The 26759-nt window shown below is 42.4% G+C and carries 28 protein-coding genes and 1 pseudogene; 23 read left to right on the forward strand and 6 right to left on the reverse strand.

The features are described from left to right. Nucleotides 1–60: 60 nt before the first annotated feature. Entirely contained in the window at nt 61–291 is a 231-nt protein-coding gene (locus ACQ86K_RS05225) for an addiction module protein (protein ID WP_091172657.1), read from the forward strand. 41 nt (nt 292–332) lie between these two features. Further along, nucleotides 333–602 (forward strand): type II toxin-antitoxin system RelE/ParE family toxin, encoded by a 270-nt coding sequence (locus tag ACQ86K_RS05230; RefSeq protein ID WP_091172655.1) that lies wholly within the window; start codon nt 333–335, stop codon nt 600–602. A gap of 26 nt (nt 603–628) precedes the next feature. Here the strand turns inward: ACQ86K_RS05230 and ACQ86K_RS05235 are convergent, their stop codons facing one another. Next, nucleotides 629–1039 (reverse strand): winged helix-turn-helix transcriptional regulator, encoded by a 411-nt coding sequence (locus ACQ86K_RS05235; protein WP_091172653.1) that lies wholly within the window; start codon nt 1037–1039, stop codon nt 629–631. Nucleotides 1040–1171: 132 nt separating this feature from the next. Here ACQ86K_RS05235 and ACQ86K_RS05240 point away from each other — a divergent pair, with 132 nt between their 5' ends. Further along, nucleotides 1172–1936: an SDR family oxidoreductase gene (locus tag ACQ86K_RS05240; protein WP_091172651.1), complete on the forward strand. Its 765-nt coding sequence runs from the start codon at nt 1172–1174 to the stop codon at nt 1934–1936. A 95-nt stretch (nt 1937–2031) separates the two neighbouring features. Here ACQ86K_RS05240 and ACQ86K_RS05245 read toward each other — a convergent pair whose 3' ends face one another. Continuing rightward, complete coding sequence (locus ACQ86K_RS05245; protein WP_091172648.1) at nt 2032–2373, reverse strand: hypothetical protein; 342 nt, start codon at nt 2371–2373, stop codon at nt 2032–2034. Between the two features lie 597 nt (nt 2374–2970). Between ACQ86K_RS05245 and trxA the strand changes: the two genes are divergently transcribed. After that, the gene (gene trxA, locus ACQ86K_RS05250) at nt 2971–3291 is read left to right on the forward strand and encodes a thioredoxin (protein ID WP_090531998.1); all 321 of its coding nucleotides are present in this window, start codon (nt 2971–2973) and stop codon (nt 3289–3291) included. Between the two features lie 102 nt (nt 3292–3393). Next, nucleotides 3394–4314, forward strand: a complete 921-nt coding sequence (locus ACQ86K_RS05255; protein WP_091172645.1) for a DUF58 domain-containing protein — start codon at nt 3394–3396, stop codon at nt 4312–4314. A 177-nt stretch (nt 4315–4491) separates the two neighbouring features. Here ACQ86K_RS05255 and ACQ86K_RS05260 read toward each other — a convergent pair whose 3' ends face one another. Both ACQ86K_RS05260 and ACQ86K_RS05265 read right to left on the reverse strand, forming a co-directional pair. Continuing rightward, a complete protein-coding gene (locus tag ACQ86K_RS05260) occupies nt 4492–5823 on the reverse strand; it encodes a sensor histidine kinase (RefSeq protein WP_091172642.1) in 1332 nt (443 codons plus the stop codon). Between the two features lie 13 nt (nt 5824–5836). Then, nucleotides 5837–6514 (reverse strand): response regulator transcription factor, encoded by a 678-nt coding sequence (locus ACQ86K_RS05265; protein WP_091172639.1) that lies wholly within the window; start codon nt 6512–6514, stop codon nt 5837–5839. Nucleotides 6515–6839: 325 nt separating this feature from the next. Between ACQ86K_RS05265 and ACQ86K_RS05270 the strand changes: the two genes are divergently transcribed. The 3 genes from ACQ86K_RS05270 to ACQ86K_RS05280 all read left to right on the forward strand — a co-directional run bounded on the left by ACQ86K_RS05270 (nt 6840) and on the right by ACQ86K_RS05280 (nt 9030). Next, entirely contained in the window at nt 6840–7325 is a 486-nt protein-coding gene (locus ACQ86K_RS05270) for a hypothetical protein (protein ID WP_431199940.1), read from the forward strand. A 59-nt stretch (nt 7326–7384) separates the two neighbouring features. Continuing rightward, complete coding sequence (locus ACQ86K_RS05275; protein ID WP_431199941.1) at nt 7385–8188, forward strand: hypothetical protein; 804 nt, start codon at nt 7385–7387, stop codon at nt 8186–8188. Nucleotides 8189–8361: 173 nt separating this feature from the next. Further along, a complete protein-coding gene (locus ACQ86K_RS05280; protein WP_091172635.1) occupies nt 8362–9030 on the forward strand; it encodes a hypothetical protein in 669 nt (222 codons plus the stop codon). Here the strand turns inward: ACQ86K_RS05280 and ACQ86K_RS05285 are convergent. Then, on the reverse strand, nt 9027–9710 hold the full coding sequence (locus ACQ86K_RS05285; protein WP_091172633.1) for a phosphatase PAP2 family protein: 684 nt from the start codon (nt 9708–9710) through the stop codon (nt 9027–9029). The two genes, ACQ86K_RS05280 and ACQ86K_RS05285, sit on opposite strands and share 4 nt — an antisense overlap. An 80-nt stretch (nt 9711–9790) precedes the next feature. Here ACQ86K_RS05285 and ACQ86K_RS05290 point away from each other — a divergent pair. Continuing rightward, nucleotides 9791–11724, forward strand: a pseudogene (locus ACQ86K_RS05290) (amino acid permease). 5 nt (nt 11725–11729) lie between these two features. Continuing rightward, nucleotides 11730–12143, forward strand: a complete 414-nt coding sequence (locus ACQ86K_RS05295; protein WP_256337512.1) for a DUF5655 domain-containing protein — start codon at nt 11730–11732, stop codon at nt 12141–12143. Between the two features lie 139 nt (nt 12144–12282). On the opposite strand, the gene ACQ86K_RS05300 is transcribed toward ACQ86K_RS05295, so the two are convergent. Next, complete coding sequence (locus tag ACQ86K_RS05300; protein ID WP_091172629.1) at nt 12283–14232, reverse strand: KUP/HAK/KT family potassium transporter; 1950 nt, start codon at nt 14230–14232, stop codon at nt 12283–12285. Between the two features lie 269 nt (nt 14233–14501). Here ACQ86K_RS05300 and ACQ86K_RS05305 point away from each other — a divergent pair, with 269 nt between their 5' ends. The 13 genes from ACQ86K_RS05305 to ACQ86K_RS05365 all read left to right on the forward strand — a co-directional run bounded on the left by ACQ86K_RS05305 (nt 14502) and on the right by ACQ86K_RS05365 (nt 26723). Then, nucleotides 14502–14945, forward strand: coding sequence for a T9SS type A sorting domain-containing protein (locus tag ACQ86K_RS05305; RefSeq protein ID WP_431199942.1), 444 nt, complete (start codon nt 14502–14504; stop codon nt 14943–14945). Nucleotides 14946–15152: 207 nt separating this feature from the next. Next, nucleotides 15153–15764 carry a fumarylacetoacetate hydrolase family protein gene (locus ACQ86K_RS05310; protein WP_091172625.1) on the forward strand — a complete coding sequence of 204 codons (612 nt, stop codon included), beginning with the start codon at nt 15153–15155 and terminating at the stop codon, nt 15762–15764. A gap of 31 nt (nt 15765–15795) precedes the next feature. Further along, entirely contained in the window at nt 15796–17484 is a 1689-nt protein-coding gene (locus ACQ86K_RS05315; RefSeq protein ID WP_431199943.1) for a M23 family metallopeptidase, read from the forward strand. A gap of 15 nt (nt 17485–17499) precedes the next feature. After that, nucleotides 17500–17961 (forward strand): thioredoxin-dependent thiol peroxidase, encoded by a 462-nt coding sequence (gene bcp / locus ACQ86K_RS05320; protein ID WP_090531973.1) that lies wholly within the window; start codon nt 17500–17502, stop codon nt 17959–17961. Nucleotides 17962–18013: 52 nt separating this feature from the next. Continuing rightward, nucleotides 18014–18859, forward strand: a complete 846-nt coding sequence (locus ACQ86K_RS05325; protein ID WP_090531971.1) for a transketolase — start codon at nt 18014–18016, stop codon at nt 18857–18859. 101 nt (nt 18860–18960) lie between these two features. Continuing rightward, a complete protein-coding gene (locus ACQ86K_RS05330) occupies nt 18961–19926 on the forward strand; it encodes a transketolase family protein (RefSeq protein ID WP_090531969.1) in 966 nt (321 codons plus the stop codon). Between the two features lie 31 nt (nt 19927–19957). Next, nucleotides 19958–20512, forward strand: a complete 555-nt coding sequence (locus tag ACQ86K_RS05335; protein ID WP_090531966.1) for an RNA polymerase sigma factor — start codon at nt 19958–19960, stop codon at nt 20510–20512. Nucleotides 20513–20563: 51 nt separating this feature from the next. After that, complete coding sequence (locus tag ACQ86K_RS05340; protein ID WP_091172621.1) at nt 20564–21607, forward strand: hypothetical protein; 1044 nt, start codon at nt 20564–20566, stop codon at nt 21605–21607. Between the two features lie 17 nt (nt 21608–21624). Continuing rightward, on the forward strand, nt 21625–22131 hold the full coding sequence (locus ACQ86K_RS05345) for a hypothetical protein (RefSeq protein WP_091172619.1): 507 nt from the start codon (nt 21625–21627) through the stop codon (nt 22129–22131). 193 nt (nt 22132–22324) lie between these two features. Next, nucleotides 22325–23458: an aspartate aminotransferase family protein gene (locus tag ACQ86K_RS05350; RefSeq protein WP_431199944.1), complete on the forward strand. Its 1134-nt coding sequence runs from the start codon at nt 22325–22327 to the stop codon at nt 23456–23458. A 464-nt stretch (nt 23459–23922) separates the two neighbouring features. Next, nucleotides 23923–25494, forward strand: coding sequence for a glycosyltransferase (locus tag ACQ86K_RS05355; protein WP_431199945.1), 1572 nt, complete (start codon nt 23923–23925; stop codon nt 25492–25494). Continuing rightward, complete coding sequence (locus ACQ86K_RS05360; protein ID WP_431199946.1) at nt 25479–26129, forward strand: hypothetical protein; 651 nt, start codon at nt 25479–25481, stop codon at nt 26127–26129. The genes ACQ86K_RS05355 and ACQ86K_RS05360 overlap by 16 nt, the downstream gene beginning before the upstream one ends. Beyond that, nucleotides 26130–26723: a hypothetical protein gene (locus tag ACQ86K_RS05365; RefSeq protein WP_431199947.1), complete on the forward strand. Its 594-nt coding sequence runs from the start codon at nt 26130–26132 to the stop codon at nt 26721–26723. It begins immediately after the preceding gene. Nucleotides 26724–26759 lie beyond the last annotated feature (36 nt).

A 26759-nucleotide genomic window follows, 5' to 3' on the forward strand; every position in this document is an offset into this window, starting at 1 on the left:
TTATGAAGCTTGATATAGTTAAATTTATAGGTTAAATTTGTTTAACAAGTGATCGTTATTATGGAAACAGAAGTTATTAGGGAAAGACTGCAAGAGTATATCCGTTTTGCTGACGATAAAAAAGTAGCCGCGATATATACCATGGTTGAGAGTGAGATACAAGATGAGCTTGATTTATGGGAGGATCAGGATTTTTTAAATGAAATGAAAAGCCGCGTAGATGATTATGAAAGTGGCAGAGTTGTTGGAATTCCCTGGGAGCAGGTTAAGAAAAATGCAAGAGCACGGTAGTTCTGATGAGATATAACATTTAATTACTTCCGAAAGCCGAAATAGAATATCAGAAAGCATACAGGTGGTATGAGGAGCAATTAACCGGATTGGGAGATCGTTTTGAAACCTCTGTTGAGCGAAAATTAAATAGTATAAGTAATAATCCTCTTTTTTATCCTAATAAAAGCGGGAAAATACGGGAATGTAAAGTGGATGACTTCCCTTTTTTGATCATTTTTAGAGTTTACTCTGAAAAGGGTCTCATCTTTGTTTATTCAATATTCCATACCAGTCGCCGTCCTGGTAAAAAATACAAGAAAAGCCTGTAGAGATATCGTTTTACAACATCTACATTTTACACTTCCACTTTCACCACCTCATCATCCTGTTTCACTAAAGTATAACAAGTATAATCAGGCTTAATTACTTCGCCATTAGCATTAGTTACAGTCATGTAATGGCTTCCCCATCTTTCGAGGGTGTAAAATATAGATGATAGTTCTTCGCCGATAGGGGTGAGGGAATATTCAACCCTTGGCGGTACTTCGGGAAAAATATGGCGGGATACTATGCCGTCTTCTTCCAGTTCGCGGATCTGTTGCGAAAGCATCTTTTCGGTCATGCCGGGGATGGCCCGGTTTATCTCGCTGTAACGCTTCTGACCGCTTAATAATTGGTTTATTATACTCAGTTTCCACTTACCACTAATCACGCTTAGGGCTGCTGCCATAGCGCAGGAGTGATCGGAATGTCTGTTTTTTGTCATAATGAAAAAGGCGATATGTCGATTGCATCAAACCGGTCCATAACCTACCAAAAAGTATGTTGCACACAAAATGGTGCATTCTTGTGGGTAGCTATAACTCACTGTACCTTTGATGTATCAATAACAAAGATAATGAAAAAGTTACAAGGAAAAACAGCAGTAATAACAGGCGGCAACAGTGGTATAGGCCTGGCCACAGCACAAGAATTCATCGCACAAGGTGCAAAAGTGATCATCACCGGCAGGAACCAAAAATCAATCAACGAAGCAATTGAAACACTTGGTGCTGATGCTCAAGGTGTAATTGCAGATAGCGGCGACATCAACCAGGTTAAGCAATTGGGTGAAAAGGTAAAAGCTATTGCCGAAAAAATTGACATCGTATTTGCTAATGCAGGTATTGGCCAGTTCAATTCAACTGAGCAAATGAGCGAGCAGATGTTTGATGATATCATGAACATCAACTTTAAAGGTGCCTACTTCAGTATTCAGCAATTGTTGCCTTTAATTAATGATGGCGGCTCTATCATCCTGAATACATCAATTAACGCACATATTGGTATGGCCGGAGCAACTGTTTATGCAGCAAGTAAAGCAGCATTGCTTTCATTAGCTAAAAACATTTCGGCCGAGTTGTTGCCACGTCGCATCAGGGTTAACTCTGTAAGCCCTGGTCCGGTTGTAACACCTTTACACACTGCCGATAAATTAGGCTTAACCCAGGAACAATTGGAAGGCATGGGTTCCGAACTGATCAAACAGATCCCAATGGGCCGTTTTGGTTTGGCCGAAGAAATTGCCAAAACAGTTACCTTCTTCGCTTCTGACGATTCAACATTTATAACCGGTGCCGAATTGATTGCTGACGGCGGTATGGCTACTTTGAAAGGTGCATAAACCCCTCTAAATCTCCCCTGAAGGGGAGACTTTTAAAAACCTATCTTCCGTGAAAATTTGATCAAGATATAATTCATGGAGGCATGATAAATTTATTAACTGATGACCGGCGGCTGTGGCTTCCGGTCATTTTTTGTTTTGATGAGGTAAATAATATAACTGAAGATACCAATAGATAAGGCGACTACCCCATCAATGAAAATGCCGCCGAAAAGTACGGCCATCTCGGGCATACCACATCGCCCGGCCGGGTGAGAGGATGAGGGTGGTGGTGGCGGAACAAGATACGGAAGGGCTGCAACTGTTAACGCTATGCCCAATCCCCATGACAATACGGTACTGCCTATTATAGGTAATATGATCCGACCCTTTATCCTTAATGATGAAAGGATCATTTGTACAACCGGGGCAATAAGCCAAATTAAAAAGATAAGCATTTCGATATAATTATATTGCTGCCTTTTCTTACATTAATTTATAGTACGTTATAAAACTACAAACTCCAATAACCGGAACTATAAAGCCTACATTTAAGATACCTATTGATATAAATATAGTGCATCCTATAGCACATTTGATATCGGCAGGTACGCTATATAGCGAAATCATAAAAGAAAGGGTGGCTAAGCCTGCTGCCAGCAAAAGCGACAAAAATATAATTATGGATAAAGGCAATTTGATTTGACCGTTTATCCTGCGTGATGATAGCTTAAACTGGAGTATCGGCGTAAAGAAGTTAAGTAACAGCGGGATAATAATCGTAAACATAATTCTATAGCTATGTGTTAATTAATACCCCCAATGTTAAAAAGTAACCCGCCGCTATAGTTGTAAATATGCTTTGGAAATAGGTAATTTGTGTTAATACGTCATGTCGCAAGGAGGTATTTAAGGGTGTAAATGCGACAAATGGTCATGCCTGCGTTAAGGCTGCGTATTATAATAATATAATTGTCACATTGTCAGTAGTACACTTGTGGCAAGCAATTTGAATAGCATATATTTGTAAGTACAAAATTTAAAAAATAGAAATCATGGCTTTAGAAATAACTGATGCAAACTTTGACGAGCTTGTCCTGAAATCAGACAAACCGGTATTAATTGACTTTTGGGCAGAATGGTGCGGTCCGTGTAGGATGGTAGGTCCGGTAGTTGAAGATATTGCTAAAGAATATGAAGGCAAAGCTGTTGTTGGTAAAGTAGACGTTGACAACAACCCAGGTATATCTGTAAAATATGGTATCCGTAACATCCCTGCCTTATTGTTCTTCAAAAATGGCGAAATTGTGGATAAACAAATCGGTGCTGTGCCAAAATCAGTATTAACTGATAAACTGGTAAAACAGTTAGCATAACCCTTAAGCTTATTTAATGCTACACATTGTAGCATTAACACAACATACTTTTTGAAAGAGCGTTGCAATTTTGCAGCGCTTTTTTTATGCCTATATTAGCCTATGACCAAATTAAACGATGATCAGCAAATAAGGCAGCTGGCGAATCTTGAATTGCTGGCCCGGCAGGTGGTTGAAGGTTTTATTACTGGTTTGCACCAAAGTCCCTTTCATGGCTTTTCGGTTGAGTTTGCCGAACACCGATTGTATAACAACGGCGAATCGGTAAAAAATATCGACTGGAAGCTGCTGGCCCGTACCGATAAATTGTTTGTAAAGCAGTTTGAGGAAGAAACCAATCTTCGCTGTTTTTTGCTGCTGGATACTTCATCATCCATGAACTTTCCTGAAACGGGTACCAATAAACTCCAGTTTTCTGTTTATGCCATAGCATCGCTCATGTACCTGTTTAAAAAACAACGCGACGCTTTTGGACTTTGTCTTTTTTCGGATAAAATAGACTGGATCAGCGCGGCGAAATCAACCACTACACACCTGTTTTATTTATATGCCGAGCTGGAAAAAATGTACGCCAGTCCAAAAGTAAATACGCAAACCAATATTACCAATGTGCTGCATCATATAGCCCAGGAAATCCATCAGCGTTCGTTGGTGATCATTTTTAGCGATATGCTGGAAAATAATCTGGATGCCGAAAAACAGCAGGCTTTGTTTGCTGCTATCCAACATTTGAAATTCAATAAACATGAAGTGGTGATTTTCAACGTTACCGATAAGCAAAAAGAGCTTGAGTTTAATTTTGATAACCGCCCTCATCATTTTATTGATATCGAAAACGGTGACGAACTGAAAGTGAACCCGGCCCGCATCCGCGACGCCTACAAGGCATCGTTAAAGGAGTATCGCCATCAGCTGGAGTTAAAATGCGCACAGTATCATATTGATCTGGTTGATGCCGATATCCATGAAGGCTATCATCATATCCTGAACACTTACCTGGTTAAGCGGAATAAGATGATATAAGAGATTATTTTGTAAAAAAGGCGTCATTGCTTCGTACCTCGCAACGACGGTAGTTTTTTGATTGGGTTTTCTTGAAAACAAAAAAAGGCCATTCCCATCTGGAAAACGGCCTCTATAGTTAAATAGGGGATCTACTTACAAAATAAACTTTGTAAATGTATTGATACAATGTGAAGATTAAGTGAAGTCAAGCTCGCGGTTAAATATGAGATAGATACTGGTACCCCTGTCTTTTACCGAATCTATTTTTACCCGGATGCCATGAAAAGCGGTAATACTTTTCACAATAGCTAAACCAAGGCCGTAGCTTTCTTTTTCTTCAGTCTCAAATTTTTCAAAACGGTTAAAAGCGTTTTCTATTTGTTGTTGGTTCATCCCCGCACCTGTGTCTGTAATTTCCAGTATATAAACATCTTCCTTCAATTCATCGGCAACGGTAATACTGCCTTTGGGTTTATTGTATTTAATTGCATTGTTTATCAAATTGAACAATAGGGTATGCATTAGGGGGCGGTTACCCATAATGGAGTAGATGTATTTAATGTTATTGTTGAAGGTGAGATGCTTTTCTTCCAAACGGTCTTCCAGTTCTTCCTGTATCTCCATAATTACGCCTGCTATCATCACCACATCGGTCTTGGCATACTGGTTATTTTCAACTTTTGATATTAGCAGCAGGCTATTGATGATAGATTTAAGCCGGTTTAATGTTTTCAGCGAGGCGTGCATTTTGTTTTCGCTGGCTTCGCTGAGTTCTTCCTGCAATAAAATATTCTCCAACCGCGAGCTGATAATTGATATGGGCGTAAGTAACTCATGCGATACATTGGCAATAAACTGTTTTTCCAGAGCAAACAGGTTACTGATCTTTTTCATGAGTGTGCTGATACTGTCATCAAGCAGTTCGAAATCCTGTGTGGTGGTCTGGATCTTTTCATAATCAAAGTTCATAGGATCATTTACTTTGATCAGCTTGCGGTCGATGATCTTATAAAAGGGCGCAAGCAAAAATTTGGTAAACACCAGGTCGCTTACCAGCGTGAGGGCGAGTGCTATTATCAATGTCAAAAGGGTAAACCTTTTAATGATGGATTTTAATTCCTCAACAGAGGTAACCGCTACGCCAATTTCAAGTAAATAGGTATGGTTATTAAAATTAAACTGATGAGTAAGTATGCGATAAGTTTGCGTTACACTTTCATTAGTTCGGATTTCTGTAGTAAACTTTGCATCTTCGGTAACTGTGGGTTCAAACTTAACCGGTTTTATAATAATAAATTCCTCTTTTAAAATATTGTAGTCCTTATACGTTCTTTGAGTTGATAGATAGCCATTGATCTCTTTTGAACTTAGGTTTTTGAGTATTTCCTTTTCATCATCCTCCAATCTAAGCTCAACATGGTCATAAGAAATTTTTTCGATAGAAAGCAGGATAAGCAGGCCAGTGAAAAGTATAATGGCTAATTTGGTTAATGTATTATAAAGGGCCAGTTTTACCTGTAATTTCATGAGGCTGTCAATTTCAGATGTTGATACGGTAGCCGATGCTCCTTACGGTTTCAAACCAATCTATAGGAATATATGCCGATAGCTTTTTACGCAGGTTTTTAACGTGCACATCCACAAAGTTAGAGTCGGAATTTATTTCCAATACATCGCCCCAAACATGTTCGGTGAGGTTGGTGCGCGATATTACCCTGTTTTTGTTAAGCACCAGGTAGTTGAAGATCTCGAACTCTTTTTTGGTGAGGGTTATGCGCTCATCGTTGTAAGTAACGGTACGGTTTTGTATGTTGATCTTTAAGCCTTTAACATTGATATCATTACTCTCCAGGCGGTGTTTGCGTCGGGTGATGGCGTGCATGCGGGCTAATAGCTCGTTTAATGAAAACGGCTTTGCCAGGTAATCGTCGGCACCCTGTTCAAGGCCCGATACCCGGTCGTCAACAGCGCCGCGTGCGGTGAGGATAATTACAGCATCTTCGCGCTCGTTCATGCCTTTCAGCATTTTAAGCAGGTCAAAGCCGTCACCGTCGGGCAATCCCAGGTCAAGCAGGATAAAGTCATAATTGTTTACGAAGATTTTTTCCGATGCCGATTTTTTAGTGCGGGCATGTTCAACCGTAAAACCTTCGTGGCTTAAAAATTCATCAACCTCAAGCGCAAGGCCTTTTTCGTCTTCAACAATTAGTACGTTCATAATTGTGCATTTACAGGAACTATCAATAAGGGTTACAGGATCAAGATTATTCACGGCGGGCAAAATACCGTACCGAAGATTAATAAAGTATGAAGATAGGCTTTTATAGCGTCCTGTAAAGTGCCATTTTTTTAAATCTTGCGTTTAAATTAAAAAAGCTCAAATCAATTTGCGCCGATTGGTGTTACAAACTAAAAGCTACCACTTCATTGTATGAGACTTTCTATCGAACGCAAACCCATCCGGGTAAATCCAGATCCGAAACGTGTAATAGCAAGATTTTTTTAATGGGAACGATCGCGCCAAAGAGGTTATTGAGCGTGTAATGTTAATCAGCGAAGATGATGCTTTTGGCATTGTATCGCCCTTGCTGCAGGAATATTCCAAAAGGCACCGTAATATTACCCGGGTGCTCAACAGGCATTGCAGCAAGCTTAAGCCTTTGTTTTTAGAGCTCAATATTGATTTTGATACGCTTACCGTTTACCGCAAGCTGCTCATTGGGTCTTATTTTACGCATGAGTATTCTATTGAATCGGCCGCCTTCTTTAATCCCTCGATAGTTGAAGATCCCGACCAAACTGAGCTTGAAGACGGCCAGCGCAGGGTGATCATCAGTTTCCGGGCGGTAGGCGAAGGGCATATCTCTTCCATAACTTTTCGCCGGGCCTTGATAGATAAGGATAACAACATCAGCATACAACCTGCGGGCAGTTACATTGATGAGGCCGAAATTGTGAGAAATGCCGTTTATAATAAAAAGCTTTTTTTGAAAAAGCTGCCATCACCCAAATTAATATTGATGTTATAAGTGAGCTGGAATCAAAACTCGATCATCATTTTGAGTACGCCAACCTGCGCCGGATCATTATGGATTCGCAAAAACTGCAGGAAGACGATATGAAGCGGCTGGAGTATGACAAGGTACTTTGGCTTGCAGATTCCTATTATGAAATTGTTTTTTCACTGGATACCGATATTTCCGACAGGGTGATCTTCCCGATATCCGAATATGAACGTAAGGGTATTGAGGATGCCCGTTTTGTACAGTTTACCAACGATGACGGCAGCAAACTGTACTATGCTACTTATACCGCCTACGATGGCTCCCTGATTATGCCTAAGCTGCTGCAAACAACCGACTTTTATAATTTTAAGATCATGCCTTTGTACGGTGCGGGTGCACAGAATAAAAACCTGGCCTTGTTTCCACGCAAAGTGAACGGCAAGTATGTGATGATATCGCGGATAGACGGCTGCAATAACTATATCATGTATTCGGATAAGATCAATATTTGGGAAAAGCCGGTGATGCTGCAACAGCCTAAATTTAGCTGGGAGTTTGTGCAGATAGGTAATTGCGGCTCGCCCATTGAAACACCCGATGGATGGATCATGATAACCCATGGCGTTGGTCCCATGCGCCGTTATGTGCTGGGTGCAAGTCTGCTTAAACTGGATGACCCAACGGTTGAAATTGGCCGCCTGCGCGAGCCTTTGCTGATCCCCAACAGTGATGAGCGGGAAGGCTATGTACCTAACGTGCTTTATTCATGCGGGGTAATTGTACACAACAATAAACTCATTATTCCATACGGTGTTTCAGACTCATCAACTGCCTTTGCCGAAGTATGCCTGGATGAGCTTTTGAATAAACTTAAAGCCTTTATTTAAGCGCAAAGCCGAAGGCTGAAAGCGAAAAGCTTTGTGTTTGAAAAGCTTTCAGCCTTAAGCTTTCAGCTTTTAGCTTGTATTTATATTGTTGATTATAAGTCATTTAACTTTCATATAAATCTCATAATGTATTATTAGTTAAAACTTATTCTTCTTTTTCAAGTTAAATAAATATGAAAAAGATAATTTTAAGCTTAAGCATAATACTGTTTTCGCTTACAGGTTTTAGCCAGGCACTTAAACCTGTAAAGATAGATAGCCTTGTCACGGTTTCATTACCCGAAGGCTTTACTAAAAAGGATACATTAGGCCAGCAGATATACCAGGGTAGTGCATCATTAGGTAATATTCTTGTTTTACGCGTGCCAAACGCTAATACAAAACCTTTAAACAAGGAGAGCGACTTGAAAGATGTATTTAAAACCTACATCAAAGGTATTCAAAAACAATCTGTTAATGGCAGTGTAATGTATCCGCGTGATACCACTATCGGTAAACTGGAAGGAAAGGTATTCACCCTCAGGATTGATAACAGCGGTTCAACCGGCGAATCTCCGGAGTTAAGAAATTTTATCCTGCTGTATACCCAGGACGTAACCTATACTTTTGAATATAACTATCCGGAGCAGAGACTTGATCTGGCAAAGGCCGAACTGAAACAATTTTCCAGTTCTATCAAAATCGCACCTACTTTGGATCGCCGCGATCAGTATTTGTCTGACGCAAAAGGCATGTCCGCCCCGGCCAAAATAGGTATTTATGGCGGCGGCGCCGTTATAATATTGATTATCGTATTAACCGTGATCAAACGTAAAAACAGTCAGTTGGAAGCTGGAGTTTAATTAGCGACAGGGGCTTTTTTGAATACGTTATCGAGCAGGCCCCGGTTCCATTTGGCCGAATTGATGAACTGCTTACCATCAAGCCATGTTAGCCAAAATATAGTAACAAACACACCAATAGCCGAGCCGGCAAGCACGTCTTCATAAAAGTGCTCGGTTAAATAAATTCTTGAATAGCCAACCATTATGGCAACAAACAAGGCTGGGATTCCCCAGCCTTTGTTTTTACAGAGGTACGTTATGACCAGCGCGGCAGAAAAAGCACTCACCGTATGTCCGGACGGAAAACTGTATTTCTCCAATATATAAACACCTTCTACGGTATGTACCCTGCTCCACTGGCTGGCAAAGTATAGCTTTGGCCGGGGGGCGATATAAATGTATTTAAGGATTTGTGCCGCGACGGATGTTATGGCATAGCTGGAGGCCATTAACAGCCAGCTGCGGTAACTGAATAAAAGCATAGCAAGTGATACTATCACGGCTGTGGTGCCGTCGCCGATATCTGTAACATAAGGCTCAATGGTATCAAGCCAGGGGTGGTGCCAACCATTAACCGTAAAAAAAATAGCTTCACGGGTAAATAGCAGTTTGATAGTCAGGCAGGTGGCTAAAAGGATAAGGTAAAGGATAAAAAAAGGGCGGATCCTGTGCAACACGTCTTTTATTCCTATCTTCATGTTGCAAAGTAAGCATATACTTATTCAATGCAAAAAAATGATTAATTTTGAGATTGGTTAGCACTTATTAATTAAACTACATGTCGAAAAGTATCTTTCGTAAAAAGTCGGTAGCAAAAATTTTAAATGATGTTGAATGTGGTTTTAGTGATAGTGAGCATCCCGGTACAACGTCATCCCAACTCAAAAAAGAACTTAACGTAAAAGACCTCACCCTCATGGGCATAGCCGCCGTTGTGGGGGCAGGTATATTTTCGACAATTGGCGAAGCCTCTTTCCACGGCGGCCCTGCGGTTTCCATCCTGTTTATTTTAACCGCTGTTACCTGCGGCTTTTCGGCTCTTTGTTATGCCGAGTTTGCCTCGCGTATCCCGGTTGCGGGCAGTGCGTATACCTACGCTTATGCCTCTTTTGGTGAATTGATAGCATGGATCATTGGCTGGGACTTGTTAATGGAATACGCCATTGGCAACATCGCAGTAGCCATTTCCTGGAGCGAATACTTTGTAAACCTGCTGGAGGGCTTTCATATCCATATGCCCAAGTTTCTGACTATGGACTATGTTTCGGCCCTGCGTGGGCATGAGCAGGTTCAGGCAGCAGGTACAAACCTGGCTGATATCAGTGATAAAGTAAAAGCAGAAGCACTGGCCTGGGATCAGGCGCCGGGCATAGGCGGTTTTAAGCTCATTGCCAATTTACCGGCCCTTTTAATTGTTATCATCATCACCTACCTTGTTTATATTGGTATCCGCGAAACAAAAAAGGCCACCAATGCCATGGTGGTTTTAAAGATAGTGATTGTTATAGCGGTTATAGTGGTGGGTTTTTTTACGTAACACCTGCCAACTGGCACCCGTTTATGCCTAACGGTTTCAGTGGTGTTATGAAAGGGGTATCAGGGGTGTTTTTTGCTTATATCGGCTTTGACGCCATCTCAACCACAGCCGAAGAATGTGAAAGGCCCCAGCGCGACCTGCCCCGCGGCATGATCTATTCGCTGGTGATTTGTACAGTATTGTATATCCTGATAGCATTGGTGCTTACCGGCATGGTAAGTTATAAAGACCTGCAGGTTGGTGACCCACTGGCCTTTGTTTTTGCAAAGGTGGGCTTAAATAAGATTAGCTATGTGATCTCCATCAGTGCAGTTGTTGCTACAGCGAGTGTATTGCTGATATTCCAGTTAGGCCAGCCCAGGATCTGGATGAGCATGAGCCGCGATGGTTTATTGCCTAAAGCATTTTCACGTATCCACCCAAAATATCAAACACCTGCTTTTGCCACGGTAGTAACCGGTTTTGTGGTGGCTATACCGGCTCTGTTCATGAATCTTACCGAGGTGACCGATTTGACCAGTATAGGTACCCTGTTTGCATTTGTACTGGTTTGCGGCGGTGTGCTGTTGCTGCCGCGTGAAGAGGCTGTTAAAGGCAAATTCCATTTACCATATGTGAATGGTAAATTTATTATACCAATTATCACACTGGTGATTTTAGGCTCGGTTGCCTGGTTTAAACCGGCCGCGCAGGTTGAAATGATGCAGTTTAAGAAGCTAAAAGACCGTAGCGATATCATTGATAACATGGACAACAATGACAAGCTGAGCCTGCTTAAAACTACCAATCAGCTTTATAACGCTAATGTAACTGTCCAGCCCGACTCGGCTAAAAAATATTTTAAGGATATAGAAGAGGATAAATTCAATACCGCACTAAGGCAAACGAACGATATCAGCGATGCTAAGAAGTATTATTTAGGTTTTGACGGCTTCCTGTATAATTTCCCTAACTATCTTTTCTTTATACTAATCATTATTATAGCGGTTTATAGCTTTATTAAAAACTTCTCGCTCATCCCTGTTTTGGGGCTGATGAGCTGCTTTTACCTCATGACCGAGCTTGGCTATACCAACTGGCTCAGGTTTTTGATATGGCTGGTGATTGGCTTAGTGATTTATGCCACCTACAGTTATAAAAACAGCGTACTGGGGAAAGAACCCAAAACCGCTTAAAACCTATGTGGAACTGCCCCTTATGCGAACGTGAATTTACCGCTACCAACCAGGTGCATTCATGCTGCGACAGGGAGCTATCGGAAGCGCTAAGCGGCAAAACGGCCCATACCATAGCGCTGTTTGATCATTTGGTTGACGAGTACCTGCAAATTGCCGAAATTAAAGTTTATCCTACCAAAAGCATGATCGCATTGGGAGCAAGGATAAACTTTGCTTATGTTGCCCAATTAGGTAAAAACTTTATTGATGTGGTATTTCCGTTTAAACAGGTTTATGACGATAACCTGTGCTTCAGTAAAATAAAACAAGTGCCCGGCACCGATCAGTATAATCACTACTTCAGGATGTATTTTAAGGAAGATATTAATGATGAGGTGCGGAAATATATGCGGATGGCCTGGGAGAAAAGCAAGTGACTATATAACTACCGCAGGCTTTCAGACTGTGGGTGGCATAGTGTAAGCTTTCAGCTTACACACTTGAGCTGAAAGCCCGTAGTAGATTGAAAAACAAAAGCCTCCCGTTTCCGGAAGGCTTTCAATATTAAAGGGGAATTTAATTAACCCGGTGAATTTCAATCGCCTCAGGTATAGCAAGCACCAGCGGCACTTTCTCTACCGTTACAAAGCTCAGGTCGAGGCCAAAACCGCGCTCTTCGGATAAGCTCACTTTTTTAAGCTGCTTGTAGTAATCCATTATAAATCTTTCGATGAATGACAGGTTGTGTGAGCGTGAGAAGATCTTTTCGATCACCACAAAACGGAAATCGCCGACAATTTTATGCCTGTTCAGTGACTTGTAGGTACTGGTAATATCAACCTCGCCTTTTTTAACAAGATCTTCTACCACTTTCCTGAATAGCAGGTTTATTTGCTGTTCAACGCGGAAACCGAGCTTAAAGTCAATCCGGATGAGTTTGTTTGGCACTAAATGGTCAACTTCGTATTCGCGTTTGTAAGGTTCGTCCACTACGTCAACGTGTACAAGCCAATAAACATCTGCACGTTTAGGCTGTTTTTGCAGTATGGAATAAACAATTTTTGATTCAATTTCTGAATTGAAGTTGGCGCTGGTTAAATAAACCAACTGCGAAGCATATTTAGGCACACTTTCATCAGAGCTTAGCTCCTTTATTATATCAAAATAGTCTTCTATCTCAACAAACTTCACATAGCGGTTCCTGATCTTGCGGGCGGTATGCCATGTCCACATTACGGTGAACAGCACAAAACCGATGGAGAGGGTAAACCAACCACCATCTAAAAACTTGTGCAGGTTACCGGTAAGGAAGGTTCCTTCAATAAGCAGGTAAACCGCCAAAAACGTATTGATGATATAGTTAGGTACTTTTTTGCGTTTCAGGAATTTGGATACCAGTATGGTGGTCATGAGCATGGCTACGGTGATACTTAAACCGTAAGCAGCCTCCATTTTATCCGAGTGTTTGAATATTAGCACCACACCTAAACAACCGGCCCAAAGGAGCCAGTTAACACTGGGTACATATAACTGTCCTTTTTGCTCTGATGGATAGTTGATCCTAACTTTTGGCCAAAGATTAAGCCTTACAGCTTCGGCAATGAGCGTAAACGAACCTGATATCAGCGCCTGGCTGGCAATGATAGCCGCTACTGTAGCTATGCCGATGCCATATATCAGGAACCATGTTGGCATGATTTGGTAAAAGGGGTTTTGAGCATTAAGGTCCATAACGTGGCCGTTACGCTGTAGCAACCAAACTGCCTGGCCTAAATAGTTTAGGATAAGACAAATTTTTACATACACCCAGCTTACGCGGATATTGGCTTTACCGCAGTGGCCAAGATCGGAGTACAATGCTTCGGCACCTGTGGTACACAGAAACACGGCACCCAATATAATGAAGGCGCCATCGCTTGAACTCGACGTAAGCAATTTAATGGCATAGTACGGGTTTAACGAGCGGATGATCCATGGATCATGTACGATATAGGTAACACCTAAAAAGCCCATCATCGTAAACCAGACGAACATGATAGGCCCGAATGCCTTACCTACCAGTGACGTACCGAATTGCTGTATGATAAATAAAGCGGTAATAATGGCCATTACCACATATACAGTAGGCAAGTTAGGGTAATAGGTTTGCAAACCTTCAATAGCCGATGATATGGTAATTGGCGGGGTAATAATGCCATCGGCCAAAAGGGCGCAGCCTCCTACAACCGCCGGTACAATAAGCCATTTTGCTTTACGCCGTACTAATGAAAACAGCGAGAAAATGCCGCCTTCGCCCTTGTTATCCGCCCTTAGGGTTATCACCACATACTTTAAAGTGGTTTGCAGGGTTAATGTCCAAAAAATGAGCGAAACACCTCCAAGAATTAATGTTTCTGAAATTTGACGCTGGCCAACTATAGCCTTGAATACGTATAATGGGGAGGTACCAATATCACCGTAAATTATTCCTAAACTGATTAGAAAGCCCGCGGCTGACAGTTTATGCAGATCTTTATGATTTGACACTTTTATGATTTAGAGATGGCAAAAATATTAATTTTTTTGGTTAAACCATTACAATGATTAAACGTATAAGGAAATTATGTGTCTATTATACAATAAGGCTGTGCATTTTGTTAAAATTTGTTAAAAAGTTTTACAAAAACACTAATATTTAATGGGATGAAGGCATTATTTATACTTTTGTAGAATCATACTAAATAATGAGGCGAAATTTTACATATTCTTATGTTTATACCTACACATGGGTCGTGATAATTGCGATGGCAATTTTCGTGAACTTCGCCTTTGTTGCCGATGGTCATTCGCTAAAGTCTGATACCGTGTATCTTAGGGGTAAAACTAAAGCTGCCAAAACCTCTTATTTGAAGAATGGCTTGCACCTCTCGCTTCCTCCATTAAAACCCGCTGTTACTTCAAGTGTAAAATTGAATGTATCCCGGCCCGATGATAAACTACTAAGCGATGTGCAATTGTACCCTAACCCGGTAACCGACCAGATCAATCTTAAATATTCCATTTCGCGCAATGCCAACGTAACCATTAAAATAATGGATGTGCTGGGCAACGATATTTCTACCCTGTTTTCTCAAAGGGTTGAATCCGGCGATCATAATCTGAATTACCCGATCAGCAATAAGCTGGTCCGTGGTTTTTACTTTGTCCGCGTTGTTGCCGGTACCGAATCCGTTATCAAAAGGATTTCGGTTATTAATTAAATTCGATTAAAATTAATTTTTTCACTTTTGACTGCCCCAGCGGGGCAAAAGGTTTGTAGCAATTGAATGAACCCTATTTGGGTGTGCCAGAGGTACTTGCCTGCGTAAGTTTTACTTGAGGGGAACGTCAAATTATTAATACAACATTATAAACCTTCTCCTCAAACCCATCAAATTTTTTAGCTTTGGCGATTATAGCGTTCATTTATGAAAATTATTGCCATTGGCCGCAACTACGCCGAACACGCCAAAGAACTCAATAACCCGGTACCCACAACGCCGGTTATCTTCATGAAGCCCGATACGGCCTTATTAAAAGAGAACAAGCCTTTTTATCATCCCGATTTTTCGGAAGATGTACACCATGAAATTGAATTGGTTTTGAAGATCAGCAAAGAGGGCAAGCACATCAGCGAAAAGTTTGCCGCTAATTACTATGAAGAAATTGGCTTAGGTATTGACTTTACTGCACGCGATGTTCAGGCACGCCACAAAGAAAAAGGCCTTCCCTGGGAACTGGCTAAAGCCTTTGATGGCTCGGCGCCCGTCAGCACTTTTGTGCCTAAAACCAAGTTTGAATCTGTTTATGATATCAACTTTAAGCTGGATATTAACGGTGAAACCCGTCAGCAGGGCAACACCCGCGATTTGCTTTTTTCGTTTGAGAGCATCATTGCCTTTGTTTCAAAATACATCACCCTAAAAAAGGGCGACCTAATATTTACCGGCACCCCACCAGGTGTATCAAAAGTAAAAATCGGCGACAGACTTGAGGGATACCTCGAAGATGAGAAAATGCTCGATTTTTACGTTAAGTAAGCATGATAAAAAAATATTGGTTACAGGGGCAATGTGTTTAGCGCTTTATTCAAACGCATTTGCTCAAAATATTATACAAAGCAGGGCTTACCCGCAAAACTATTTCAGGTATCCGCTTGATCTTACGCCGCCCACTACAGCCGGTTCATTTGGCGAGTTAAGGCCGTCACATTTCCACTCCGGGCTCGATTTTAAAACCAACCAGCGGACAGGCTACCCTGTACATGCCGCTGCCGAAGGTTACATATCAAGGGTACGTGTACAGTTTGGTGGGTTTGGGAGGGCTATTTATATTACCCATCCCAATGGGTATACTACGGTTTACGGCCATTTGCAAAGCTTTAGCCCGGCGGTTATTGATCTGGTAAAGAAATACCAGTACGAGCACCAAACCTTTGAGGCTGATTTTAATCTTACACCAACACAGGTGCCGGTAAAAAAGGATGAGGTTGTAGCTATTTCAGGAAATGCCGGTGCATCGGCCGGGCCGCATGTGCACTTTGAGATCAGGGACAGTAAAACAGAGGAAACTATCAATGCACAGCTATTTGGTTTAACCATTCCTGATAAAGTGCCGCCTACAATTACCGCTATTGGTATCTATCACCTCAACGGAAAACCGTTCAGCGAAAAAACACCTAAAGAGTTTTTAGGCGTTACGGGCTCAGCAGGTAATTATCATCTCCTTAAACCACAAACGCTGGAACTAAGCGGTAATATCGGATTCGGGATTAATACCAGCGATATGAACAGCACGTCGTTTAATCATAACGGCGTTTATTCAATAGAGCTAAAACTGGATGGCAAAACCGTGTATACCTTTGCGGTTGAACGTTTCGCGTTTGATCAGACCCATGCTATCAATGCATATATAGATTACCCTGCATTTGAATCATTCCGCAGGTGGATGCAGAAATGTTTCATTCTGCCCGGCAGCCGGATTTCATTGTATCCGCAATCGGTAAATAACGGCATCATTACGTTTGATGATAACGCGACGCATGATGTGGAGTATATTGTAAAGGATGTGGCTGGCAATACAGCATCGCTTAACCTGAAGGTTAAATCATCGCCGTTTACAAACCCACAGCCTGTGAAACCTATCGGTACTATGTTTTACTATGACAAGCGGAGTGAGTTTAGCAACGACAAAGTGAAAGTGGTCATTATGCCAGGTAACCTTTATGATGACCTTGATTTCCAATATTCAGCATCAGCCAAACCCGTGGGGGCTTATTCGGCCATGCACCATATCCATAACCGGCTTACACCCATTCATGATAGCTATGAGATCTGGATTAAGCCCGATGTTGACCTGGGTAAGTACACTGATAAGGCGGTTATTGTAAGTTCTTGGGGCGGCTGCCAGGGTGGTTACTTTAAAGATGGCTATGTGATATCGCAGGTGAGCGCCTTTGGCGACTATTGTATCAAAGTAGACACTGTGCCGCCCGTTATCCATCCGCTTAATATTAAAAATGGCAGTAATATGAGGGCTGCGCGCAGTATTAACTTCAGGATGAGTGATAATTTATCAGGAATTAAGAGTTATACCGGTACCATTGATGGCAAATGGGTGCTGATGGAGCACGATTATAAAAGTAAAATATTAAGTTACACCTTTAATAGCGATATTGCACCCGGTAAACACGTGTTTAAGTTGACTTTAGTTGATAACAAGAATAATTTTTCGGAATTTTCCGCCGATTTTTCCAGATAAGTACCTAAATAAGCCATGACAACATTAAAAGAAGGCGATAAAGCTCCTGCTTTTACCGCTAAAGATCAAAACGGCAAAGAAGTATCCCTTGCCGATTACAAAGGGAAAAATGTGATCCTTTACTTTTATCCTAAAGATGATACCCCCGGCTGTACTGCCGAATCATGCGATTTCAGGGATAACTATCAATCACTTTTAAGCAAAGGTTTTGAGGTGATAGGGGTAAGCACCGACGACGAAAAATCGCACAAAAAATTTGAAACCAAATATAGCCTGCCATTTACCCTGATAGCCGATAATGAGCTTAAAATTGTAGAAGCTTACGGCGTATGGGTTGAAAAAAACATGTACGGCAAAAAATATATGGGTACAGCCCGTACCACATTTATAATTGATGCAGAAGGGGTTATTACGCATGTGATCAGTAAGGTTGATACTAAGGCCTCGTCACAACAGGTGCTCGATCTTATAAAATAAGTGTTAAAAACACAATCAAAATAGCTACTTTAGCAGTTCCTAAATTCCATTAATGAAAGCAGACTTACAAACATTAGAAAAAACCGCGTCACAAATCAGGCGCGACATTGTACGCATGGTACATGGCTGTCAATCAGGCCACCCGGGCGGCTCATTGGGCTGTACCGATTTCTTTACCGCATTGTATTTTTCGGTAATGAACCACGATCCTAAATTTAATATGGATGCAGTTGGCGAAGATATTTTCTTCCTGTCAAACGGCCATATTTCCCCCGTGTTTTACAGCACATTGGCACATGCCGGTTATTTTGATAAAGCCGAACTGGCAACTTTCCGTAAACTGAATGCGCGTTTACAAGGTCACCCAACCACACATGAGCATCTTCCGGGTATCCGTATTGCTTCGGGTTCATTGGGACAGGGTTTATCGGTAGCTATCGGCGCTGCATTGGCAAAAAAATTAAACGGTGATAAATCATTGGTGTTTACCCTGCATGGCGATGGCGAAATCCAGGAAGGCCAGATTTGGGAAGCTGCGATGTTTGCCCCGCACAATCATGTTGATAACCTGATCTCAACTATCGATGTTAACGGTCAGCAAATTGATGGTCCAACCAAACAGGTACTTTCATTAGGCGATCTTCGAGCGAAATGGGAAGCTTTTGGCTGGGATGTATTGGATATGAAAGGTAACGATATGGCGGATGTGGTTAGGGTGCTTGAAGAAGCAAAAAGCCGCACAGGTCAGGGTAAACCGATCATGATCCTGATGCATACCGAAATGGGCTACGGTGTCGATTTTATGGTAGGCAGCCACAAATGGCACGGTGTTGCGCCAAATGATGAGCAGCTTAAACTGGCGTTAGATCAGTTAGAGGAAACACTGGGCGATTATTAATTCACCTCCTCCGGCTCCCCCAAAGGGGGAGAGTTAAAGACATCAATTTTATTATTACGATTTAATGCCAATCCCTCTCGATTGCAGGGGGAATTTGAACAATGAAAAAATACACTTACACAGATAAAAAAGATACCCGCTCGGGCTTTGGCGCCGGGTTGCTGGAAGCAGGCCAGAAAAATGACCAGGTTGTTGCACTTTGCGCCGACCTTATTGGTTCGTTAAAAATGAACGATTTTATTAAAGCATTCCCTGAGCGTTTTGTACAGGTAGGTATTGCCGAAGCTAACATGATCGGTATTGCTGCGGGTATGACCATCGGCGGTAAAATCCCTTTTACCGGTACTTTTGCCAACTTTTCAACTGGCAGGGTTTATGATCAGATCCGCCAGTCGGTAGCTTATTCAAACAAAAACGTTAAAATTTGCGCTTCACACGCCGGTTTAACTTTGGGCGAAGACGGTGCTACCCACCAGATTTTGGAAGATATAGGCCTGATGAAAATGTTACCAGGCATGACTGTTATCAACACCTGCGATTACAACCAAACCAAAGCCGCTACTGTTGCTATTGCTGAGTATGATGGCCCGGTTTACTTACGTTTCGGCCGCCCGGTTGTTCCGATCTTTACCGATCCCGATCAGAAATTTGAAATTGGTAAAGCGTGGATGGTGAACGAAGGCGCCGATGTAAGTATCTTTGCTACAGGTCACCTGGTATGGCAGGCTATCCTTGCAGGCGAAATTTTAGCTGAGCAGGGTATCGATGCCGAGATCATCAACATCCACACCATTAAACCGTTGGATGAAGAGGCTATTTTGAAATCGGTTGCCAAAACAGGCTGCGTAGTTACTGCCGAAGAGCATAACCGTTTGGGTGGCTTAGGCGATAGCGTTGCCCAGGTGCTTGCAGTGCACAATCCATCACCACAGGAGTACGTAGCTGTAAATGACAGCTTTGGCGAAAGCGGTACACCTGAACAGCTGATGACCAAGTACGGCCTGGATGCAGATCATATTGTGGCAGCGGTGAAAAAGGTGATAGAAAGAAAAAACAAAAAAGGTTAATTAAACCTTTAACATTAATAAAATTCTAAAAATGTCGGTACAGGTTGAAGATTCAGAGATATTAAGCAAGTTTCAGGACGAAAAAACCCGGAATGAGGCATTTAACCTGTTGTTGAAAAAGTACCAGCAAAAAATATACTGGCACATCAGGCGCATGGTTGTTGATCATGACGATGCTGATGATCTGGTTCAGGATGTTTTTGTAAAGGTTTGGAAAAACCTGGCTGGTTTCAGAAACGACGCGCAACTGTACACCTGGATGTACAGGATAGCATCCAACGAGTGCATTACTTTTTTGAATAAGAAAAAACAAAAAAATAATGTTTCGTTGGATGATGTTGCTTATGAGCTGGCCGATACGCTGGCCGACTCAACCTATTTTAACGGCGATGCAGCGCAGCGGAAGCTACAGGAAGCACTGCTTACCCTGCCCGAAAAACAACGGCTTGTTTTCAATATGAAATATTATGAAGACATGAAGTATGAAGAAATGTCGCAGGTTTTGGGTACCAGTGTGGGGGCTTTAAAGGCTTCGTTTCACCTGGCAGTCAAGAAGATAGAAGCTCATTTGCTTGGCAGGGATTAATTTTTTAATTTACGTTAAACCTTTTAGCACTATACCAATCTATAGTTGTGTATGAAAAGCGATATGGACAATAGGGAATGGCTGGATGATTTCATCGCACTGAAACAGGTTAGCAAAACTAACCCGTTTACAGTGCCTGAAGGCTATTTCCATGAGTTAGCGCAGCACATTACAACACGTATAAGGCTTGAGGGATTAAAAAACTATCCATCTGCAGGGTATACCATACCCGAAAATTACTTTGACGAGCTAAGCAGCAACATCCGAAGCCGTATAAATATTGAGCGTGCTTTTAGCGCCGGTGATTCGGGGTTTACCGTTCCCGAAAATTATTTTGATGAGCTGAGCAGCAATATTCAAAGCCGTATTGTGGTGGATGAAGCCATGAATGCGGGAGAGGGCTTCACGGTGCCCGAAAACTATTTTGACGAGTTAAGCAGCAATATCCAAAGCCGTGTAGCGGTGGAGGAGGTCATGAACCTGGCTGATGAAGGCTTCACAGTACCCGAAAATTACTTTGATGAACTGAGCAGCAACATCCAAAGCCGTATAGCGATTGAGGAAGCCATGGGCGATGAAGGGTTTACTGTTCCTGAAAATTATTTTGAGGAGCTAAGCGTCAATATTCAAAGCCGCATAGCAGTTGAGGAAGTAGTGAATGCCGAGCACGAAGGCTTTGTTGTACCGATAGATTACTTTAATAAGCTTAACCAGCGAATCCTGGATAAAACAGTTAATGCTGAAGTTGTAGAAGAGCAGGAGTTTGATAATGTTATAAGCATTAACAAAACTAAACCTGTACAGAAAAAAGGAATGGTGAGGAGGCTTTGGTTGTCGCCAACCATCAGGTATGCTACAGCGGCCTGCTTTGCTCTGATATTAGGTGTGGGTGTTATTTTCAGGGGAGATATCCAGGCGCCGGATCATAACCATTCTTACTTGCATGAGCAGGTATCATCGGTACCGGTTGATGAAATAAAAAGCTATCTTCAGTTACATATGGATGCAAGCGATACCCGTACACTGATAGATGCAAACCAAAAAAGCAACACAAGTAATGCAGACGAAGATCTGTCGGATTATATAGATAATTAAACAGAGGAAAAAATTTAATGAGTAAATTGATCAGGCATATTTGTATTGTGTTATTTGTTATGGCAATAGGCTATGAAGCTGTGGGGCAGGTTAACCGCTTTGTTCCGGCTCAAACGCCCTCAAGGCCCCAACTTAACCCGGTACGCCCTAATGGCAACAAAAAGGGCGCTATGGGTAAAAGACTTGAGGCTGCCCGTAACAGGTATATCAGCCGCCAGCTTGATCTTACTGATGAAGAGGCTAACAAATTTTGGCCGCTTTATAATCAGTACCAGCAGGAGCTTACTGCTGTACGCATTCTGAAGCGTTTAAATAACTCCACTTCATCAACCAACGGCACCGAGCAAATAGATAAGGAGATCTATTACGAAAGCCAGCTGGTTGGGATTCGTAAACGCTACCGCGATTCCTTTGCCAAGATCCTTCCGCCCGAAAAGGTGAGTGTCTTGTACAAAAGCGAACAGGAATTTAACGATGAGCTCATCAAACAACTCAGCGAACGCAGCGAGAGAGCGGGGAATTAATTAGTGATTTAGTGAATTATTGAATTAGCGAATTTTAAGTTCGCTTTTTTATTTGTGGCTTATTGAACGAAATGTTGAATTTTGCGACGATTAGGCAATCACTAATTCACTAACTCATTAATTCACTAATTGCTATGTCTACTCTTCGCCAGCTTTTTTAGCCAATAACGCGCAAACCACTAATTTTCCTTTATTGCTTGAATTTGAGCGGGCCGAAGGTATTTATATGTACAATGCGGAGGGTAAACCCTATATCGATCTGATCTCAGGCATCGGTGTAAGTAGCTTAGGCCACAGCAACCCTTATGTTATTAATGCAATAAAGGAGCAGGTTGATAAATACATGCACCTGATGGTTTACGGCGAATATGTGCAAACGCCGCAGGTATGCTTTGCCGAAAAGCTGGTTTCTGTGCTGCCAGATAACCTGCAGTCGGTATATTTTACCAACTCAGGCGCTGAAGCCGTTGAGGGGGCATTAAAGCTTGCCAAGCGTTTTACAGGTAGGCAGCAGATTGTGGCTTGTCTTAACTCATATCATGGCAGCACACATGGTGCATTGAGTGTTATGGGCAATGAGGAGTTTAAACAGGCTTATCGTCCTTTATTACCGGGCGTAAATTTCATCCGTTTTAACAACCCGGAAGATCTTATGCTGATAACTGAAGAAACCGCCTGTGTGATTATCGAAACCATCCAGGGTGAGGCTGGCATCCGTGTGCCGGATCTTACCTATATACAGGCTTTACGTGCCCGTTGTACCGAAACTGGTACGCTGCTGATCCTGGATGAGATTCAGGCCGCATTCGGGCGCACAGGCAAGCTTTTCGCGTTTGAGCATTTTGATATCGTACCAGATATCCTGTTACTGGCAAAAGCTTTAGGCGGTGGAATGCCGATAGGGGCGTTCATTTCATCAAACCAGATCATGGATGCGTTAAAGGAAAATCCGATCCTTGGTCATATCACTACCTTTGGCGGGCACCCTGTATGCTGCGCGGCGGGCTTGGCTGCGCTGGAGTTTCTGCTGGATAACAATTTGGCAGCTACCGTGGCCGAAAAGGAAGCTTTGTTTCGGGATTTGCTTGTACACCCCGCCATACAACAGGTACGCGGCAAAGGCCTTATGATGGCTATCGAACTGGAAAACTTCGACCTTAATAAAAAAATAATTGATCGCTGTATCGAAAACGGTGTAATAACCGACTGGTTTTTACATTGCAGCAACTCCATGCGTTTGGCGCCTCCTTTGATCATAACACATGACGAGATCAGGAAAGCTTGCGATGTGATTATAAAAGCGATTGATTTCTACACCAATAAATAAAAAATTCACCGCCTCTTTGTCATTTCGAACGAGGAACGAGGAGAAATCTTATACGAGCTGTCTGCGGATATACAGAGTCGTTTTGCATGTCGTATAAGATTTCTCTTTCGCCCAGACTCGCAAGCCCATCGCCGCTCTATCGAAATGACAACTTTTATAACAACTTGTTCTTCCTTGTAAATTGCCTGTTACAACCCCTTCATAATTCATAAGGATTATAGTTTGAGTTAAATTGGTATGGTTTGTGTATTTATAGCAATGCCTATAAAAACAATGCTTTAGGTGTCCTAAAGGCAATAAGTAAGGTCACTGATGCATCTTTTTAAGGTCACCCTGCTTTTACAATTAATTAAATGTTGTAAAACGACTATCAAAGCATCTATACACAATCAACATATGAAAATAGCATATATATCAACCTATCCCCCCGCGAATGCGGTCTTGCAACATTTAATAATAATTTGATGCGTGCCATCAGTTCAAATTTTCCTGAAAGGCACACCTTAGCACAAAATGGCTTTGTCGTGGCACTTAATGATTCGGAAAACCTGCAGGAATATGAATACCCGGAGGAAGTTAAATATATCATTCGCCAAAATCACCAGAAAGATTATATCCGTGCGGCCAATTATATCAATACCAGTAATGCCGATGTATGTATTATGGAGCATGAGTTTGGCATTTACGGCGGCGAAAGCGGCATTTATATTTTACCGCTGATCAATCGTCTCGAAAAACCGCTGATCTCAATTTTGCATACGGTATTGAAAGACCCGAGTTATGTGCAGCGCATCATTATCCGCGAAATTGCCGAGCAATCATCAAAGGTTGTGGTGATGAGCAAACGTGCTGTAGATTTCCTGACCAATATTTATGAGATCCCTGCCGATAAGATCCAGATTATAGAGCATGGCGTACCTGATGTGGAAGCCCCTGACGAAAACCCGGTGAAAAGCTTGTCGGCTTTTAAAAACAAAAGGGTGATGTTAACCTTCGGTTTGCTAAGCCGTAACAAAGGTTTGGAAACCGTAATAAAAGCATTGCCTAAAATAGTAGCGAAGCATCCTGATGTGATGTACGTGGTATTGGGTAATACACATCCCGGGGTTATCAAAAGTTCGGGCGAGGAGTATCGCGATCACTTGAAATCGCTTGCGGCGCAGTTAGGCGTTTCGAAGAACCTGGCATTTATCGCCAAGTTTGTTTCCGAAGAGGAATTGGTAAACTACTTAACTGCCTGCGAAATTTACGTAACACCATATTTAAACGAAGCACAGATTACCAGCGGTACGCTATCATACGCTGTTGGTGCAGGTGCAGCAGTAGTTTCAACTCCGTACTGGCATGCTACAGAATTGCTGGCCGAAAAGCGCGGCAGGTTATTTGATTTTAAAAATTCGGAAGCGCTGGCCGATACCGTTATTGAATTGCTTGATCAGGACCGTGTGCTGAACGAGCTGAAAGAAAACGCTTACCAATATGGTCTGCATTTACGCTGGCCGGTTATTGGTGCCGAATTTATTAGGGTGGCGCAGGAATCAATGGTTCGCTATGACTTTAGTGACAAGATTCTGCGTAATAGCATTGTTGATCCGGAGATCCTGCCAAAGTTTAGCTTGACCCACGTATTGCGGCTAACCGATGATACAGGGATTGTACAACATGCCAAGTATGGGATCCCGAATTTAAAAGAAGGTTATTGTTTGGATGATAACGCCCGTGCGCTCATTATGGCACTAATGGCTTATCAGCGTAACGGGAGCCGGGAAGCATTTGAGCTGCTGCCTATTTACCTGAGCTATATCCACTACATGCAAACTGATGATGGCAACTTCCGCAACTTCCTGAGTTTTGACAGGCGCTACCTGGACGAGGTTGGGTCGGAAGATTCATTTGGCCGTACCATTTGGGCTCTTGGTCATTTGATTGGCTGTGCGGCCAGCAATTCATACCGTGAATTCGCCCTGGAGATCTTCCATAAATCGGTGCCGCATTTTTCAGCGCTGAAACATTTAAGGGGGTGGCCAATACTATAATTGGTATCAGTCTTTACCTGCAGGTTTACCCTACAGACGAGGGTATGGTTAAAATATTGGCCAACCTTACCCAGCCGTTAATTGATGCCTATAACAACACCCAGGCTGATGATTGGCAATGGTTTGAGGAAAAGATGACTTACGATAACGCCATCCTGCCGCTGGCCTTACTGCACTCATGCGAGATCACTGGCAATGAAGAGGCCAGGAAAATAGCTTTGGCAACTATGGCTTTCCTTGATCAGCTTACTTTATCAAACGGATATTTAAGTCCTGTTGGTAATGATGGCTGGTATTACCGTGGCGGCACATTCCCTACATTTGATCAGCAGGCTATTGAAACCATGGCTATGGTGCTGATGCATTTCCAGGCATACCAAATCTTCAGGATACCGCAATACATTGAAAAAATGTTCCTGAGCTATAAGTGGTTCCTGGGCGAAAATACTTTGCGGGCACCGTTGTATGACCATGAAACCAAAGGCTGCTGCGATGGTTTGCTGCCCGGCGGCATTAACCGTAACCAGGGAGCTGAAAGTACGCTGGCTTATCTGATATCGCACCTTACGGTGTTGAAAGCCTTTGAGCTGGAATATGAGTACAATAAATACGGCCAAAAAATGCAGATCTGTTAAATGAAGGTAGCTGTATTATCTCCTGTTGCCTGGCGTACGCCGCCCAGGCACTACGGGCCCTGGGAGCAAATAGCATCAAACATAACCGAAGGGATCATCAAAATGGGGGCGGAGGTAACACTCTTCGCCACGGGCGATTCGATAACCGCGGGTAAACTTGATGCCATTTGCGAGACGGGTTACGAGGAAGACAGAACACAGGATGCCAAAGTGCTGGAATGCCTGCATATCAGTAACCTGATGGAAAAGGCCGGACAGTTCGACATTATTCATAATAACTTTGACTTTTTGCCGCTTACATATTCAGGCTTGATTAAAACGCCGCTACTTACTACCATTCACGGCTTTTCATCATCAAAGATCATCCCTGTTTATAAAAAATATAATAGCCAGGGGCATTACGTTTCTATCAGCAATGCTGATCGCAGCCCTGAGCTTGATTATTTAGCCACGGTATACAACGGCCTCGATACCCGTGATTTTCAGTTTTATGAACAGCCGGATGGTTACCTGTTGTACTTCGGCCGCATCCATCCCGATAAAGGAACTGCCGAAGCTATCGATATCGCCAAAAAAGTAAACGGAAATTACTGATAGGCGGTATAGTTCAGGATACCAACTACTTTAAGG

The sequence above is a fragment of the Mucilaginibacter sp. P19 genome (assembly GCF_050632265.1).
Lineage (GTDB): Bacteria > Bacteroidota > Bacteroidia > Sphingobacteriales > Sphingobacteriaceae > Mucilaginibacter > Mucilaginibacter gossypii.